This is a genomic window from Terribacillus saccharophilus, from assembly GCF_002272745.1.
In the GTDB taxonomy this organism is placed as follows: domain Bacteria; phylum Bacillota; class Bacilli; order Bacillales; family Amphibacillaceae; genus Terribacillus; species Terribacillus saccharophilus_B.
Window position 1 is genome coordinate 1 of the sequence record NZ_NPBD01000011.1, and the last position, 15,302, is coordinate 15,302.

The 15,302-nt window shown below is 44.4% G+C and carries 14 protein-coding genes; 12 read left to right on the forward strand and 2 right to left on the reverse strand.

Annotated elements, in window-relative coordinates; translation table 11 throughout:
- Positions 1-4: 4 nt before the first annotated feature.
- Positions 5-1,696 carry a tetratricopeptide repeat protein gene (locus CHH58_RS12700; RefSeq protein ID WP_095262618.1) on the reverse strand — a complete coding sequence of 564 codons (1,692 nt, stop codon included), beginning with the start codon at positions 1,694-1,696 and terminating at the stop codon, positions 5-7.
- Between the two features lie 11 nt (positions 1,697-1,707).
- Positions 1,708-2,646 carry an ATP-binding protein gene (locus CHH58_RS12705; protein ID WP_095235128.1) on the reverse strand — a complete coding sequence of 313 codons (939 nt, stop codon included), beginning with the start codon at positions 2,644-2,646 and terminating at the stop codon, positions 1,708-1,710.
- Between the two features lie 397 nt (positions 2,647-3,043).
- On the opposite strand from CHH58_RS12705, the gene CHH58_RS12710 reads away from it, so the two are divergent.
- The 12 genes from CHH58_RS12710 to araA all read left to right on the forward strand — a co-directional run bounded on the left by CHH58_RS12710 (position 3,044) and on the right by araA (position 15,249).
- Entirely contained in the window at positions 3,044-3,763 is a 720-nt protein-coding gene (locus tag CHH58_RS12710; RefSeq protein ID WP_095262619.1) for an AAA family ATPase, read from the forward strand.
- 96 nt (positions 3,764-3,859) lie between these two features.
- Positions 3,860-4,327: a GNAT family N-acetyltransferase gene (locus CHH58_RS12715; protein WP_095262620.1), complete on the forward strand. Its 468-nt coding sequence runs from the start codon at positions 3,860-3,862 to the stop codon at positions 4,325-4,327.
- A 12-nt stretch (positions 4,328-4,339) separates the two neighbouring features.
- Positions 4,340-4,768 carry a GNAT family N-acetyltransferase gene (locus CHH58_RS12720; RefSeq protein WP_095262621.1) on the forward strand — a complete coding sequence of 143 codons (429 nt, stop codon included), beginning with the start codon at positions 4,340-4,342 and terminating at the stop codon, positions 4,766-4,768.
- A 26-nt stretch (positions 4,769-4,794) separates the two neighbouring features.
- Positions 4,795-5,382 (forward strand): type 1 glutamine amidotransferase family protein, encoded by a 588-nt coding sequence (locus CHH58_RS12725; RefSeq protein ID WP_095262622.1) that lies wholly within the window; start codon positions 4,795-4,797, stop codon positions 5,380-5,382.
- A 125-nt stretch (positions 5,383-5,507) separates the two neighbouring features.
- Positions 5,508-7,379, forward strand: a complete 1,872-nt coding sequence (locus CHH58_RS12730) for a BglG family transcription antiterminator (RefSeq protein ID WP_095233269.1) — start codon at positions 5,508-5,510, stop codon at positions 7,377-7,379.
- 88 nt (positions 7,380-7,467) lie between these two features.
- Positions 7,468-8,805 (forward strand): PTS sugar transporter subunit IIC, encoded by a 1,338-nt coding sequence (locus CHH58_RS12735; protein ID WP_249275128.1) that lies wholly within the window; start codon positions 7,468-7,470, stop codon positions 8,803-8,805.
- A gap of 142 nt (positions 8,806-8,947) precedes the next feature.
- Positions 8,948-9,277, forward strand: coding sequence for a PTS sugar transporter subunit IIB (locus tag CHH58_RS12740; protein ID WP_095218946.1), 330 nt, complete (start codon positions 8,948-8,950; stop codon positions 9,275-9,277).
- Positions 9,278-9,288: 11 nt separating this feature from the next.
- Positions 9,289-9,636 (forward strand): PTS lactose/cellobiose transporter subunit IIA, encoded by a 348-nt coding sequence (locus CHH58_RS12745; RefSeq protein WP_249275129.1) that lies wholly within the window; start codon positions 9,289-9,291, stop codon positions 9,634-9,636.
- A 152-nt stretch (positions 9,637-9,788) separates the two neighbouring features.
- Positions 9,789-11,204, forward strand: coding sequence for an amidohydrolase (locus CHH58_RS12750; RefSeq protein WP_249275130.1), 1,416 nt, complete (start codon positions 9,789-9,791; stop codon positions 11,202-11,204).
- 153 nt (positions 11,205-11,357) lie between these two features.
- Complete coding sequence (araD, locus tag CHH58_RS12755) at positions 11,358-12,056, forward strand: L-ribulose-5-phosphate 4-epimerase (protein ID WP_095233270.1); 699 nt, start codon at positions 11,358-11,360, stop codon at positions 12,054-12,056.
- 12 nt (positions 12,057-12,068) lie between these two features.
- Positions 12,069-13,760, forward strand: a complete 1,692-nt coding sequence (locus CHH58_RS12760; RefSeq protein ID WP_095262623.1) for a ribulokinase — start codon at positions 12,069-12,071, stop codon at positions 13,758-13,760.
- A gap of 16 nt (positions 13,761-13,776) precedes the next feature.
- A complete protein-coding gene (gene araA, locus CHH58_RS12765; protein WP_095230843.1) occupies positions 13,777-15,249 on the forward strand; it encodes an L-arabinose isomerase in 1,473 nt (490 codons plus the stop codon).
- Positions 15,250-15,302 lie beyond the last annotated feature (53 nt).

Sequence of the window (15,302 nt, forward strand, 5' to 3'; positions counted from 1 at the left end):
GCTGTTACTTCTCCATTTCTGTCATCAACTCTTCGTACTTGTTCACATCAGCTTCGGATGTACTCCAGCCCTCTGCGTATATACTGGATACCGTGCCGTCAGACACGCCAATAATCGCCTGCACATCTTCTTGTTCGTTCGTAACGAGTGCATAAGTGATAGGAAGTCCTTTATAAGGCTCTATTTCTTTCTTAATTTCGGCAGCTGCAATAGCTTGTATAACAGGTGAATCCATATTATCCAGGATGGTGGCAGTGTAGTCACTGGAAACAAGCTCTGTCAGCTGCTCTTCCGTTGCATCTTCTTTCAGAAGATCGATAAAATGCTGTACAACACCATCGTTTGCCTCTGTATCAAATGTAAAGTCCTCTGGCTGTGCTTCCTGAATGGATTCCTGCAAATCGGTATCGGCAGCAACAGGCTCGGGCCCATTATTAAACACTGGCAAAGAACGAACGGCAAAAAGAATGATAACTGCCGCAAACATCGCAAAAAATGGCCAGTGGCTGTATTCTTGCGGCGGTGCGGGACGGAATGGAGCTAACGGTTTGTTAGGATCCGTTTCTTCTGCCTCGGTTTCGTCCATACGTTTCTTGACTGCAGTGACATTCTCTGATTGCCACATCTTTGCCAGCTGCTGCTCCAGTTCTTCCTCAGATAAGGGAGTGACATCGTTTTCAGGTTGTTTAGCAGAAGCGATATTTACTTGCATCTCCTGGATAGCATCTCGCTGGTTTTGCTCTGTTTTTTCCTTCATCTGTTCTTCTTCTTTTTGGGTGATGCCGCTCTTATCCAGCATATATCGCTTTATACGGTGTACCGCATAGAAAGAGACGGCATAGGCACCAATCAGAATAAGCGAAGAAGATCCCAAGAGTAAGTAAAGAACAGTACTTTCGATCACGAAAAGAAACAGCAGAATCCAGAAGATATTTACTTTTTCCTTGAAAGCTTTCCAAATCCATTTTCCAGGAAGAATCAGTGCAAAGTAATCCAAGTCATTCTTCGTCCGGACAACAATATTCTTTGTTGGGTGGATACGTGCGTATGCCTGCCGTACTTCCGTATTATCAGGTGCGAGCCGCATCGCTTCATCAATCAGCATCTGTGCCTTTTTGTACTTTCTGAAATGATAGGCCAACTCGCCAAACCGAAGCAGATGCTGGACATGCTCAGGATTGATGCTGAGCGCTAGCTCTTCGTATTTTTCAGCTTCTTTTTTTCTGCCTAAGTGATACAGGAGCATGCCGTAGTTGGCCAAATAGTCCTCTTGCTGCGGATCAAGCCGGATGGCTTCTTCATATGCCGCAAGGGATATTTCATGATCTCTATTCAGGTTGGCTTGAGCATACTGGAAATGAAAATAGGAGTTATCAGGATAATGCTTTATTCCTGTATAAACCAATTCCCGCCATTTGTCAGGATTAATCCCGCTAAGGAAAAGATAATGTGTATATGTGGAAAGCACATCCTCATTTGTCGGTGCTAAAGCCAGTGCCTTGTCCCACCAAACTAGTGCTTCTTCCTGTTGATTGATAAAATGATGATAAAGACCAAGTAAAAAATAGCCTCGGGGAGCTTCCGGGTTTTCACGGATAGCATCCTCCGCAAGCTCTTCAGCCCGGACATATTCGCCTTGCTTAATATAATGTCCGAGAAGCATTACTTCGTTTGAGCTAGGTTCGTATTTTGACATCGTATCCTTCCTTACTTCACATTGTGCTGGTAAATATAATCCAGCACGTCCTGATATTCCTGATTGGCATCACTGAATTTGGCATAGCTTTTTGCAGTGGAGAACCATTCTAGAGTTGTTGCTTTTCGCTTTTCCAGCGCATGCAATAAGTCCTCGTTCGTCATAGGCTGAATGGTACCTGTTTCAAAGGAGCGTGTAATCGCAGAATCGACAGCATCTTTTACGAGATATTCCAGATCTGCTCCCGAAAAATGCTCGGTATATTTGGCAACCAAGTCAAGCTGAAGCTCCTCTGCCGGCTTGCCTTTCGTCTTAATTGAAAGGATTGCCTTACGTTCCTCTAAATCTGGCGGAGGGAGGAAGATAAGGGAATCGAACCGTCCAGGACGACGAAGTGCAGGATCCAAATACCAAGGTGTATTCGTTGCACCGATAATATAGACTCCATCGTTGTTTGACATGGAACCGTCCATTTCCACTAGAAGCTGGTTCACAAGTGTGCGGCTGTGATGGCTGACTTTCTGGCGGTTTCCACCAAGCGCATCCAGCTCATCGATGAACAGCACACAAGGCGTCTGTCTTCTGGCATCCTCAAACAACTCATGCAAATTCTGCTCCGATTCACCCATCCATTTGGACAGGATCGCTTGAATGTCCAAATGGATGAAGCTGGCATTGATCTCTCCCGCAACTGTACGTGCTAAAAATGTTTTCCCGCATCCTGGCGGTCCATAAAAGAGCAGGCTGCCGCCTGCTTTCTTTCCGAAAGCCTCGAAAATCTCAGGGTTTTGGATTGGCATGATAAAATCGGTCCGGATTTTCTTCTTCACACTCTCCAAACCGCCAACATCATCAAACGTCTCTAAACGCTGGTCAATTTCAACCATCTTTTTCTTGTCATTATCGTACATGATGGTCTTCGTTCTGCCTGGTTTCATCTCTCTATCCATAAGGCTCCTCCTCTGTATCTCTAGTCAATAGTTTAATAGATGGTGGTTGTTTTTTCCATGTGAAACATGAAGAAGGGTGAGAAATGGTGCTACAGTCATATAGAAAATAGACCTAATAAAAAAGAGGAGCCAATACGACTCCTCTAGAACTATTTAGAATGTAGAAATTTGCTTGCTAAAGTCGTGATCAACTTTGCAAATACAAATATCAATAGAGAATAAATAGAACCTCGATTATCATATGGAACCAGCCGGAGGCAATATGCTGTATTGTTACATTACCGACAGCGATTGAAATGACAAGAGGATGAAGCGACTTTTTACGCATTTATTTGACTTGCGCATTTTCTATCCATATTCTTGTTGTAAATAATCAACCACGCGAGGGAGGGAAAACATGTTTCTGAAAAGAGTAAAGCTGCTGAGTGAAAATGGAGATAAATCCAGTGATATGTATCCATTTTCCATTCCAGCTATTCGCCAATTAGAGGAGCTTGATTTAAAGAAACCTATCACTTTCTTCGTCGGTGAGAACGGCAGCGGCAAATCAACATTGATGGAAGCCATCGCAGATATATGCGGCTTCAACACAGCTGGCGGAGGACGGAATAACACCTATGATCTGGAAGCATCGGAAGCTGCACTTTCTGATCATATTCGGCTATCCTGGCTGCCAAAAGTGACGAATGGATTCTTCCTGCGTGCAGAATCTTTCTATCATTTTGCTTCGCATATTGATGACATCGGCTCCATACATGCCTACGGCGGAAAATCACTGCATCATCAATCCCATGGGGAAGCCTTTCTTTCCTTATTTGAAAATCGTTTCGGCGGTCGGGCAATTTATCTGCTGGATGAGCCGGAAGCAGCCCTATCACCGCAGCGTCAGCTTACTTTTCTCCGAATCATCCATGATCTGGAGAAAACAGGAGAAGTGCAATTTATCATTGCTACTCATTCCCCGATCTTGCTTGGTTATCCGGGAGCCGAGATTCTGCATTTCAGTGAGGAAGGAATCCGGTCTGTGGACTATGAAGAGACAGAGCATTATCAGATTACGAGAGGGTTTTTGGAGAATCGGGAAGGGTATTTGAAGCATCTATTTCAAGACGGATAAGGGAATAAGTGAACCTGCCTAATTTTAGGTGGGTTCTTTTTTATATGTCATTCCTGTACAATAAAAAGAAAAATATGGAATTAGGAGGCTTACGCAATGCCAGTCACATTTAAAGAAATGAATACGGAAGAAGTACAGCGCTATATTGAATGGGAAATTCCCAACTATGCGGAAAGTGTATCTGCTAATCTCGGAATTCCAAAAGAAGCGGCTCTCAAGGATGGGGAGAAACAGCTGCATAGTTTGTTAACGGAAGAAAACAGGAAGAAAGATCATTTTATTGGTAACGTATTTTGTAAAGAGAAGAAAGAGAATGTCGGTATCATTTGGTACAATACTCAGCCAGAAAGAGACAGGATTTTTATTTTCCATATCTACATATATGAAACATTCCGGAAGATGGGCTATGCCAGTGCCGCGCTGACGCTTTTAGAAGAAGTGGCGAAGCGAGAAGGGATTGGCACAATAGCACTGAATGTATTTGCTAACAATGCGGGTGCGCAGCATTTGTATAGTCGGCTAGGTTACGAGACAGCATCAATGGTCAAGACAAAGAAAATTTGAGGTGAGGATGTTATGGATATACGTTTATGTGTGGAGAACGATTTAAAAGCATGCAGTGGTATTTATGCTAAGGTTTTCAATGAAGCTCCATGGAATGAAGCTTGGACTACAGAATCCGCATTTTCTTATTTGAACGATTTTTATCATACACCTGGTTTTACAGGAGTTGTTGCAGTAGAGAACGAGGAAGTGATTGGCTTTCTCTTCGGTGTGAAAAGGAAATGGTGGTCTGGTGATGAATTCTTTATAAACGAGATGTGTGTACGAACTGACCAGCAAAGTAAAGGCGTCGGTAAGGCTCTTATGGAGTACCTTATTGAAACTACAGATGCAGAGATGATTTCCTTGCTGACAGACCGCGGATTACCAGCAGAAACTTTTTATAAGCGAAACGGATTCAAGGAGATTGAGAGAATTATGTTCATGAGCAGGGACGTTTAAAAAATAGTAGAAAAGAGGGTGCATGAATGAAAAAAACAGTCCTTATTTTTCTTACCGACCAATATGCGGATTGGGAAGCGAGCTATGTAGCAGCAGAACTGCAAGCACCGCATTCAGAGTATCAGGTGAAGACTGTCACGCTGAATGGAAAGCCAGTTTCATCTATAGGAGGATTCAAGGTTCTCCCAGATTATAGTTTGGCAGAAACAAAGACTATCGACTTTTACATGCTTATTCTGCCAGGCGGTAACACGTGGAGACAGTCCGAAACTGTCCCAGTAAAAGAGCTGGTTGCACACTGTGTGGCAAACAATATTCCTGTTGCAGCCATTTGTGATGCAACTGTTTTCCTTGGGAGGTATGGTTTCTTGGATGGCCAGAAGCATACAAGCAACACCTTGGAATATCTAAAGGAAGGTGCTCCAATTTATGCTGAGGAAGAAGATTATATTGATGCACATTCAGTCCGAGATGGAAACTTGATTACAGCTAATGGAACTGCACCTTTGGAATTTGCGCAAGATATCTTAAAACTGCTGGCTATTCGGGAAGACGAGAAGATTGATACGTGGTATAGGTTTTTTAAAGAAGGTTCTATTGCTTTTTCGAAGTAGACAGCTTTTCTGTGACATTAGGAAGAGGCATTTACTTAGTATGCCTCTTTCCTATGGAATATAAGTTAAATATGTTGTCGGGATCCGTGCTGTATGAGCGGACTCATAGATAGGGGTGATAGAATTTGCTGTCAAAGAGACAGATTGGAATTCTTGAATTGATGCAACTCGGGGACGAGTATACTGGTGAACAGATTGCAGGTATGCTGGGCGTAACAGCGAGAACAGTAAGAGCTGATATGCGCGTGTTGTCTAGTACTTTATCAACTTTCGGAGCGGTCATCGATTCGAAAAGGGGCAAGGGTTATAGACTGACCGTGCATGATCCTGAAGCCTATAATCGCATGAAAATGCAGACGCAAGAGATGGAGGATCAATCAGACCGTGTTGCAAAATTAGCACTTTTGCTGTTACAAAGAAAGACTTTCTTGAAATTAGAGGAAGCTGCAGAAACACTGTATGTTAGCGAATCTACCGTTAAGAATGATCTGAGAGTGCTAAAAAAAGATTTGGAATCCAGAGGTCTGGCTGTTATCACAAAGCCGAAATATGGGATACGAATCATTGGATCTGAACGACAGCTGCGAAATGTGTATCGTTCATTCCTTGAAGCAGATGCTATGATACCTGGACTTAAGGATGAACGGTATCAAGAGCTTCGGGAGTTGGTAGTTTCAGTTCTCAAGGAAGAAGATACATTAGTAACGGATATAGGTGTGGACAATCTAGTAATTCATATTTGGATTGCTAGTGAACGAATGGATGCAGGTTTAGTTGCAGATATATCCCAATCAGATCAGGAATCTATTACTCGATCGAAGGAATACCAAGTGGCGCAAAAGCTTGCGAAAAGTGTTGGGATGGTACTGGGAGTAGACCTGCCAAAAGACGAGATTATATACATGACAATGCATTTACTAGGAGCTAAGTCGGTTTCTTATGAAGAAAAAGGAGTGAAAGATTTTACAAAAGTTGTAGAGCCCCGTGTCATGGAAATCTCAACAGAGCTGCTACGTATCGTGGATAACCATATGCAGCTTGCACTTTCGAAGGATAATGAGCTTCTCTTTGGTATCGCTCTGCATCTTAAACCAGCATTGAACCGCTTCAAATACGGACTCACGATTCGGAATCCAATGCTTTCAGAGATTAAGCAAGCATATCCAGAAGCGTTTGATGCCAGCGTATTGATGGGAAAGAAATTGCAGGAGCTGACAGATGTGGCGATTAATCAAGATGAACTAGGCTACTTAGCGTTACATGTCGGAGCTGCGATGGAGAGACAAGAAAGTCAGCGTGTGAAGAAACGGGCTTTGGTCGTATGTGCAACTGGCATAGCTAGTTCGCAACTGCTGTACTATAAACTGCGAGCACGATTTAGCGGCAGGATGGAAGTTGCAGGTACGTGCAGTGCTGCAGATTTAGAAAGACGGTCACTTGAAGATATTGATCTCATTATCAGCACAGTGCCGTTGACGAGTACACTGTCTACACCAATTGTTAATGTTCATACGTTGCTTCGGGAGTCTGATGTAGGCCAGATTGAACGTATACTCACGGATAGAAAGCAGACCCTATCAGCCTATATCCGGGCAGATCATATCTTCTTACAGCAAACCTATACGAATCGGGATGATGTTTTGCAGTTTCTGGTTGCGGAAATGGAAAAGCGCTTCGTTGTTCCATCGAATCTACTGGCACTTATAAAGGAACGAGAAGAGATGGCTCCGACATTCCAGGAGAACCTTGTTGCAGTCCCACATCCTATTTATCCAGTCGTGGATGAACCAGTGGTGCTCTGCTGTACGCTGCAGCAGCCGATTGATTGGGGAGGAAATGAAGTACAAATCATATTCCTTTTCTGTATACCGAAACAATATAATGAAGGTTTACAGCAGCTTTACGAAAGTATGGTCGTTTTCATCGAAGATAGACAGAAAGTGAAACAGCTTATACACGCACAGGATTTAGCAGCCTGTCTCCCCCTGTTAAGCTGATAGTTTTCCTATGAATGAGGAAAAACAATGTATGTAAATGTAAGCGCTTTTATAATAGACTCTGGTATAAGCGAAGGGGGAGAGTTAGATGGGCAAGAAAATGGATAAATTTACAGGTGCCTTGGAAAGTGTAGCTTATACCATATCCAATCAGAAGCATATAAAGGCGATTAAGCAATCATTCGTCACCTTAATGCCAGTCATTATTGTCGGGGCGTTTGCAGTCCTGGTCGAGAATATGATTCTGGATCCGGAGACTGGTTTAGCAGCCTTCAGTATGTTTTCATTCTTGGCTGAATTACAAGGAATCATGGGCGCAATAAATTATGCGACATTGAACTTCATTACCATTGCAGCAGTGGTACTGATCGGGATAGAGCTTGGGAGAATCAATGGTCACAAATCATTATTCCCAGGCTTGATGGCCTTGATTTCGTATATCTCCGTCATACCAACAACGGTATTACTAGAGGTCGACGGTTCTTTGCAGGAAGTAGTCAATGTATTAGCTAGGGAGTTCTCAGATCCAAAAAGTCTTTTCCTTGGCATGTTCATTGCTCTCATATCTGTAGAGCTGTTCACCTGGTTTTCCAAGATGGATAAACTTACGATCAAGATGCCTGACAGTGTTCCATCCAATGTAACGACATCGTTTGCTTCTTTATTTCCATCGATTATTACGGTAACGATCATTGCCAGCTTCGGGTTTGCATTCCATCGTTTGACAGGAATTTATTTACATGAAGCAGTCTATAACGTGATACAGCGTCCCTTGGAGTCTGCTATACAAGGGTTGCCGGGGATCTTACTGCTAATGTTCGTTGCTCAATTCTTCTGGGTAATCGGTATTCATGGGAACCAGATGATCAAACCGATTCGGGAACCGCTTTTGCTCGGGTCTATAGCAGTCAATATGAATGCTTACGCTGCTGGTGAGGAAATCCCGAATATAATCACGATGCCTTTCTGGGATGTTTACATGAACATCGGAGGCTCAGGTGTCACAATTGGACTTCTGGCTGCGATATTCATTGCGGGGAAAAAGCAGGAGATGCGCAGTATTGCAAAGCTATCCGCCGGACCGGGTGTATTCAACATTAATGAGCCTGTCATTTTCGGTGTACCGGTCATGCTGAATCCTATTCTGGCGATTCCATTCATTATTACTCCGCTAATTACGGGTACAATTGGATATATTGCAACTGTTATCGGATTCGCAGATAAAGCTGTCGTCATGGTTCCGTGGACAACGCCGCCGATTATTAATGCATGGTTATCTACAGGCGGCAGCTGGGGAGCGGTCGTTACCCAATTGATTTGTATAGCTGCTTCCATTTTGATCTACCTGCCTTTCATTTTCATCGCGAACCGCACACGCAGGCTAGATGAAGGTAACAAAGATGAAAGTAGTACGAAGATAGTATAGTTACTACATCTTGTTCTACTGTCATTCATCAGATTTACGTTTACGGGGAAAAACGGCGGCAGATGTTGAAGTATCAGCAAGTCATCCATTCAAGGTTACTGAACTGTGCAGATAAGGAATACAAATAATAGGGGGTAACAGTATGAAGCGAATTCTACTAGCCTGCTCAGCAGGTATGTCAACATCGATGGTTGTATCAAAGATGAAAAAGGCTGCAGATGCTTTAGGGGGAGAGGAGTATTATATCTATGCTATCCCGGAAGGAGCAATAGAGGAAGAATTGCAAGCACATCACGATGAGGTGGTCGTCATCATGTTAGGTCCTCAAGTCAGATTTGCTAAACGAGCGACAGAAAAACGAGCAGCACCATATGGAATTCCTGTGGATGTAATGGATGTGAAATTGTATGGCACTGCTGATGGAGAGAAGTTATTGGAAAAAGCGCTGCAGTTAGCAAGTCAGAGACAATAGGAGGGGATCTGGTGAAAGAGACATTAGAAGAAATGCAGCAGGCAGCCTTCCAGATCATAGCGCATGCGGGGGATGCTCGCAGTCATTACGTAGAAGCCATGCGATTGGCAAGAGGAAGGGATTTTGAGGGAGCAAAGTCAGCAATGGCATCCGGAGATAAAGCATATAACCAGATCCATAAAGTGCATGTTTCCTTTATTCAGAGAGAAGCCACAGGAGAAATGCTGCCGTTTTCACTGCTTCTTGCACATGCGGAGGATCAGATGTTATCTAGTGAAACTATCAAGATAATGGCAAGTGAGTTTTTGGCACTGTGTACAGAATTGCTGCCAGTCAAAATAGATGAACACTCAAAATAAATGAGAAGCATCAGATCACTTATTAATAAGGCTTAAATAGACTCAAGCCAATGCTTGAGTCTATTTAAGATATACAGATAAACGACTAAATTTTCAGAATTATAAATGTTATAATTGGGGTGAACAATTCTACTATCAGGAGGAACCCTATATTGCAAACAAGTCACGAAGTGTATACGAGAATATCGGAAATTTTAGAAGGTAAAAGTAACGAACTGACTGCTGTCAGCGATCGAATATGGGATTTTGCAGAAACTAGATACGAAGAGGTCCAATCTGCTGAAAAACTAGCGACGACTTTGGAAAACGAAGGTTTCGAAGTGCAGCGAAATGCGGGTGAAATAGAAACAGCATTTGTTGCTAGCTTCGGAAGCGGAAAGCCGGTCATTGCATTTCTAGGAGAATTTGATGCATTATCTGGTTTGAGTCAGCAGGCAGATAGCGCAACGAAGGATCCGATAGAAGAAGGCGGCAACGGACACGGCTGCGGACATAACTTGCTTGGGACAGGTGCGATGGCAGCTGCTATTACAGTGAAGCAGCTGATAGAAGAAACCGGACTGCAAGGCACAGTGCGTTATTATGGCTGTCCTGCAGAAGAAGGCGGAGGCGGTAAGGCCTTTATGGCTCGTGCCGGTCTTTTCTATGATGTGGATGTGGCCCTAACATGGCATCCATGGGATGAAAATCAAGTGTATCATGCAAGAATGCTGGCGACATGCCAAGTATATTTCCGTTTTACAGGCACAAGCAGTCACGCAGCATTCAGTCCGCACCTTGGCAGAAGTGCATTGGATGCAGTTGAGCTGATGAACATCGGTTCCAATTTCCTGCGTGAGCATATCATTCCGGAAGGGCAGCTGCATTATGCGATTACCGATACTGGTGGAATGAGCCCAAATGTTGTACAGGCTAATGCAGAGGTGCTTTACAAAATCCGTGCTCCAAAAATGGGTCAGGTTGAAGAGATACTGGAGCGCGTCAAAGACGTTGCCAGAGGAGCAGCCTTGATGACAGGAACCAAATTGGAAATCCAATTCGATGCGGCATCTGCGGATCTAATTCCAAATGAGACGCTAGGAAAGCTGATACATAAGCATTTGAAAGCAACTGATGCTCCAAACTATTCAGAAGAAGAGTTTGCATTTGCGCAAGAGGTACAGCAAACATTTAGTGTAGAAGAAAAAGCTGTCATACAGAAAAATGATAATAAAGCGATCGCACAGGGAATTTTGGATTTTCCTACAGTACCAGGCTTCTTCAAAGGATCAACAGATGTTGGAGATGTCAGCTGGCTTGTCCCAACGGGTCAGATTTATGTTACTACCTGTGCTTATGCGACACCATTCCATAGCTGGCAGCTTGTTACGCAAGGGAAAACATCTATTGCCCATAAAGGCATGCTGTTCACAGGTAAAGTGCTGGCTGCATCTGCTATAGAAATATTAGAGAAGCCGGAGCTGCTTGAAGGAATAAAGACAGAACACCGGACCAATCTTGGCGGAGAAACGTATAGATCATTGATTCCGTCCGATACGAAACCAGCTCCGATCAAAAGAAAAAAATAAGTTCAAGGAGACATTTCCTCGGAAATGCCTTCTTTTTTATGCCAATTATTCAACTTGTACGTTTATGTTGAGAAAAAGTAATTGATTGTACGTACCAATTAAGGTAAAATCACAATATGAAATCAAATATACGTACAAGAAGAGGTGGACCTAATGCTGGAGGAATTAAAGGAACAGGTACTACAAGCGAATTTAGACCTTCCAAAGCATGAGCTGGTAACTTTTACGTGGGGAAATGTAAGCGGTATCAATAGGGATGCCGGGTTGGTGGTCATCAAGCCGAGTGGTGTGGCATATGAGAAGCTGAAAGTAAAGGATATGGTAGTTGTTAACCTGAATGGCGAAGTAGTAGAAGGCGACATGAAGCCTTCATCGGATACAGCAACTCATTTGGTTTTGTATAAGCATTTTGAAGATATTGGCGGGATTGTCCATACGCATTCCACATGGGCTACATCCTTTGCGCAATCGGGTAAAGGGGTGCCTGCACTTGGTACAACTCATGCGGACTACTTCTATGGAACTGTTCCTTGTACCCGGCCGATGAGCGGACAAGAGATCCAACAGGACTATGAACTGGAGACAGGCAATGTGATTGTGGAAACTTTCCGGACAAAGGGGCTTGATCCAAATCAGGTGCCGAGTGTGCTTGTACACAAACATGCTCCTTTCAATTGGGGGAAAACACCGGCCGAAGCGGTACATAACGCTGTAGTGCTGGAAGAAGTGGCTAAGATTGCACATTTGTCCTATCAACTGGATCAGCAAGTGGAGGATATGGACCAGCAGCTTTTGGATAAGCATTATCTACGAAAACACGGGGCTGACGCATACTACGGCCAGACCACTTAGGAGGAGAATTCCATGGGTACGGACAAATTTTCGATTGGAATTGATTATGGAACACAATCCGGCAGAGCGGTGCTCGTTCGGCTTCAAGATGGGATGGAAATAGCAGAGCATGTGACGGAATACCGTCACGGTGTAATGGATGTAAAGCTGCCGCATTTGGATAAAGCGCTTGGCTATGAATGGGCGCTGCAGCATCCAATGGATTACCTCGATGTACTGCGGCAATCAGTTCCGGCGGTTATGCAGGCTGCTGGGGTGGATCCGGCAAATGTTATCGGACTTGGCATTGACTTCACTGCTTGTACAATTTTACCGGTGGATGTAAATCTTGAACCATTATGCTTTGATCCGGCATTTCGTGATAACCCGCACAGCTGGGTAAAGCTTTGGAAGCATCATGCTGCGCAGGAAGAAGCGAATAAGCTGAATGAAATTGCCGGTGAGCGTGGAGAGGAATTCTTAGCTCGCTATGGCGGGAAAATCAGCTCGGAATGGATGGTACCAAAAATCTGGCAAATTGCTGATGAAGCTCCTGAAATCTATGAAGCTGCCGATCAGTTCATCGAAGCAACAGATTGGGTCATTTCTCAGCTGACAGGTGAACTAAAACGAAATAGCTGTACAGCTGGTTATAAAGCAATCTGGCATAAGCAGGATGGTTATCCAACGGCAGATTTCTTCGAAAGCCTGCATCCAGCTATGCGGGATTTGGCTGATACGAAGCTGCGAGGAGAAGTTTATCCACTCGGAACAAAAGCTGGAGAGCTTCAAGACTCATTTGCAGCATCTATGAATCTATCACCAGGTATTGCAATCGCAGTAGGAAATGTCGATGCCCATGCAGCAGTTCCGGCAATGGGTGTTGTTACTCCTGGAAAACTTGTTATGGCGATGGGAACATCGATTTGTCACATGCTGCTTGGTACAGAAGAGCGGACGGTCGAAGGAATGTGCGGTGTCGTCGAGGATGGCATTATCGAGGGCTACTATGGATACGAAGCTGGACAGTCTGCTGTTGGGGACATTTTTGGCTGGTTCGTCGATGAGCAGGTGCCGGCTTATGTCTATCGTCAGGCAGAAGCTGCCGGGCAGAATGTGCATCAATGGCTGGAGGAGCGAGCTAGTACGTATCGTCCGGGAGAGACGGGATTGTTGGCGCTAGACTGGATGAACGGTAACCGTTCGGTACTAGTTGACACGGAATTAAGCGGGATGGTTCTCGGACTGACGCTGGCGACAAAGCCGGAAGAAGTATATCGCGCATTGCTCGAAGCAACGGCATTTGGTACTCGTAAAATTGTAGACGCTTTCCATCAAAGTGGCGTTGCGGTAGAAGAGCTTTATGCATGTGGCGGTTTGCCGCAGAAGAATAAGTTGCTCATGCAAATTTTCGCAGATGTGACGAACCGACCTATTTATATTGCTGACTCAGTGCAAACGCCAGCTGTCGGTGCAGCTATGTTCGGTGCCGTAGCTGCTGGTGCAGAAGCAGGCGGATATGACAGCGTACTTGATGCGGCTGACAAGATGGCAAGAGTTAAAGAAGAGGTTATTCAGCCGATACCGGAAAATGTTGAGATCTATGAGTTAATCTATCAGGAATATAACACGTTGCACGATTATTTTGGCCGGGGAGCAAACGATGTGATGAAACGCCTGAAAGCGATTCGGTCTCAGTCTGAAAGAAAATTGACAGTACAGTAATAAAGGGGGAGCTAGGATGTTACAAGTAAAGCCATATGTATTTTGGTTCGTGACAGGAAGCCAGCACTTATACGGAGAAGAAACGCTTAATCAGGTGCAGGGGAACTCTGAGGATTTGGTAAACAAACTGAATGAACAAGGAACATTACCGTTTCCAATCGCCTTCAAGGAAGTGCTGACGAATGCAGCTGATATTCAGCGGGTAAGTCTGGAAGCGAATGCGGATCCAGAATGTGCCGGGCTGATTACATGGATGCACACATTCTCACCTGCAAAGATGTGGATTGGCGGATTGAAAACATTACAAAAACCATTGCTTCATTTGCACACGCAATACAACCGCGATGTGCCATGGGATACAATCGATATGGACTTTATGAACCTGAACCAATCCGCTCATGGTGACCGTGAATATGGTTTTATGGGAACCCGCCTTAATAAAGCCAGAAAAGTCATTGTCGGCTATTGGGGCAATAAGGAAATACAAAACCGGGTCGCGGATTGGATGACAACTGCTGTCGGATTCAATGAAAGTCAGCATATCAAAGTAGCGCGCTTTGGTGATAATATGCGCACGGTAGCGGTCACAGACGGTGATAAGGTCGAAGCTCAGATTAAATTTGGCTGGACTGTCGATTATTACGGTATAGGTGATCTTGTTGCCGAAATGAAGGAAGTTAGTGAATCCGACGTTGATGAATTGGTATCGACGTATAAGGAAGCATATGATCTTCCGACAGAAGAAGATCAGCTAGCTTCTGTTCGGGAGCAGGCACGCATTGGAGTTGCGTTGAAGCGTTTCTTAGATCGCGGAGGCTATCAGGCATTCAGCACAAACTTTGAAGATCTGCACGGTATGAAGCAGCTCCCAGGTCTTGCAGTCCAGCATCTGATGGCACAGGGCTATGGCTTTGCCGGAGAAGGAGACTGGCGTACAGCAGCACTCGTGCGCTTGCTGAAGGCGATGGCGAATAATGATAGGACATCCTTTATGGAGGATTACACGTATCATTTAGAAGAAGGTAATGAACTAATTCTAGGATCACACATGCTGGAGGTCTGTCCGACAGTGGCAGCAAATCGACCGTCCATCCAAGTGCATCCGCTTGGCATCGGCGGCAAGGAAGATCCAGCTCGTATTGTATTCGATGGTATTGCCGGTGAAGCGGTCAATGTCTCAATTATCGAGCTCGGCGGACGTTTCCGCATGATTATCAACAAAGTGGACGCTGTCGAATCTGAAAAAGAAACACCGAACCTGCCGGTTGCCAAAGTACTTTGGAAGCCGCAACCGTCACTAAGTGAAGCAACCGAAGCGTGGATCTATGCTGGCGGTGCCCATCATACTGCGCTTTCGTTTGCACTCACAGCAGAGCAGCTTGAGGACTTCGCAGAATTGGTCGGCATCGAATGTGTGACGATTGATAATAATACAGTTCTGAAGCAATTCCGGAAAGAATTGCAGTGGAACCAGGTGGTATGGAAATAAGATCATTCAGCAGTTCTTTATACTATCGAAAGAAAATGCAAAAAGGGGCGTAA

Bases quoted from the DNA above. Each gene is read 5' to 3' on its own strand.
- araD (WP_095233270.1), top strand. From the start codon at position 11,358: ATGCTGGAGGAATTAAAGGAACAGGTACTACAAGCGAATTTAGACCTT.
- CHH58_RS12735 (WP_249275128.1), top strand. From the start codon at position 7,468: ATGGGCAAGAAAATGGATAAATTTACAGGTGCCTTGGAAAGTGTAGCT.
- CHH58_RS12710 (WP_095262619.1), top strand. From the start codon at position 3,044: ATGTTTCTGAAAAGAGTAAAGCTGCTGAGTGAAAATGGAGATAAATCC.
- araA (WP_095230843.1), top strand. From the start codon at position 13,777: ATGTTACAAGTAAAGCCATATGTATTTTGGTTCGTGACAGGAAGCCAG.
- CHH58_RS12705 (WP_095235128.1), bottom strand. From the start codon at position 2,646: ATGGATAGAGAGATGAAACCAGGCAGAACGAAGACCATCATGTACGAT.
- CHH58_RS12740 (WP_095218946.1), top strand. From the start codon at position 8,948: ATGAAGCGAATTCTACTAGCCTGCTCAGCAGGTATGTCAACATCGATG.
- CHH58_RS12715 (WP_095262620.1), top strand. From the start codon at position 3,860: ATGCCAGTCACATTTAAAGAAATGAATACGGAAGAAGTACAGCGCTAT.
- CHH58_RS12700 (WP_095262618.1), bottom strand. From the start codon at position 1,696: ATGTCAAAATACGAACCTAGCTCAAACGAAGTAATGCTTCTCGGACAT.
- CHH58_RS12725 (WP_095262622.1), top strand. From the start codon at position 4,795: ATGAAAAAAACAGTCCTTATTTTTCTTACCGACCAATATGCGGATTGG.
- CHH58_RS12760 (WP_095262623.1), top strand. From the start codon at position 12,069: ATGGGTACGGACAAATTTTCGATTGGAATTGATTATGGAACACAATCC.
- CHH58_RS12720 (WP_095262621.1), top strand. From the start codon at position 4,340: ATGGATATACGTTTATGTGTGGAGAACGATTTAAAAGCATGCAGTGGT.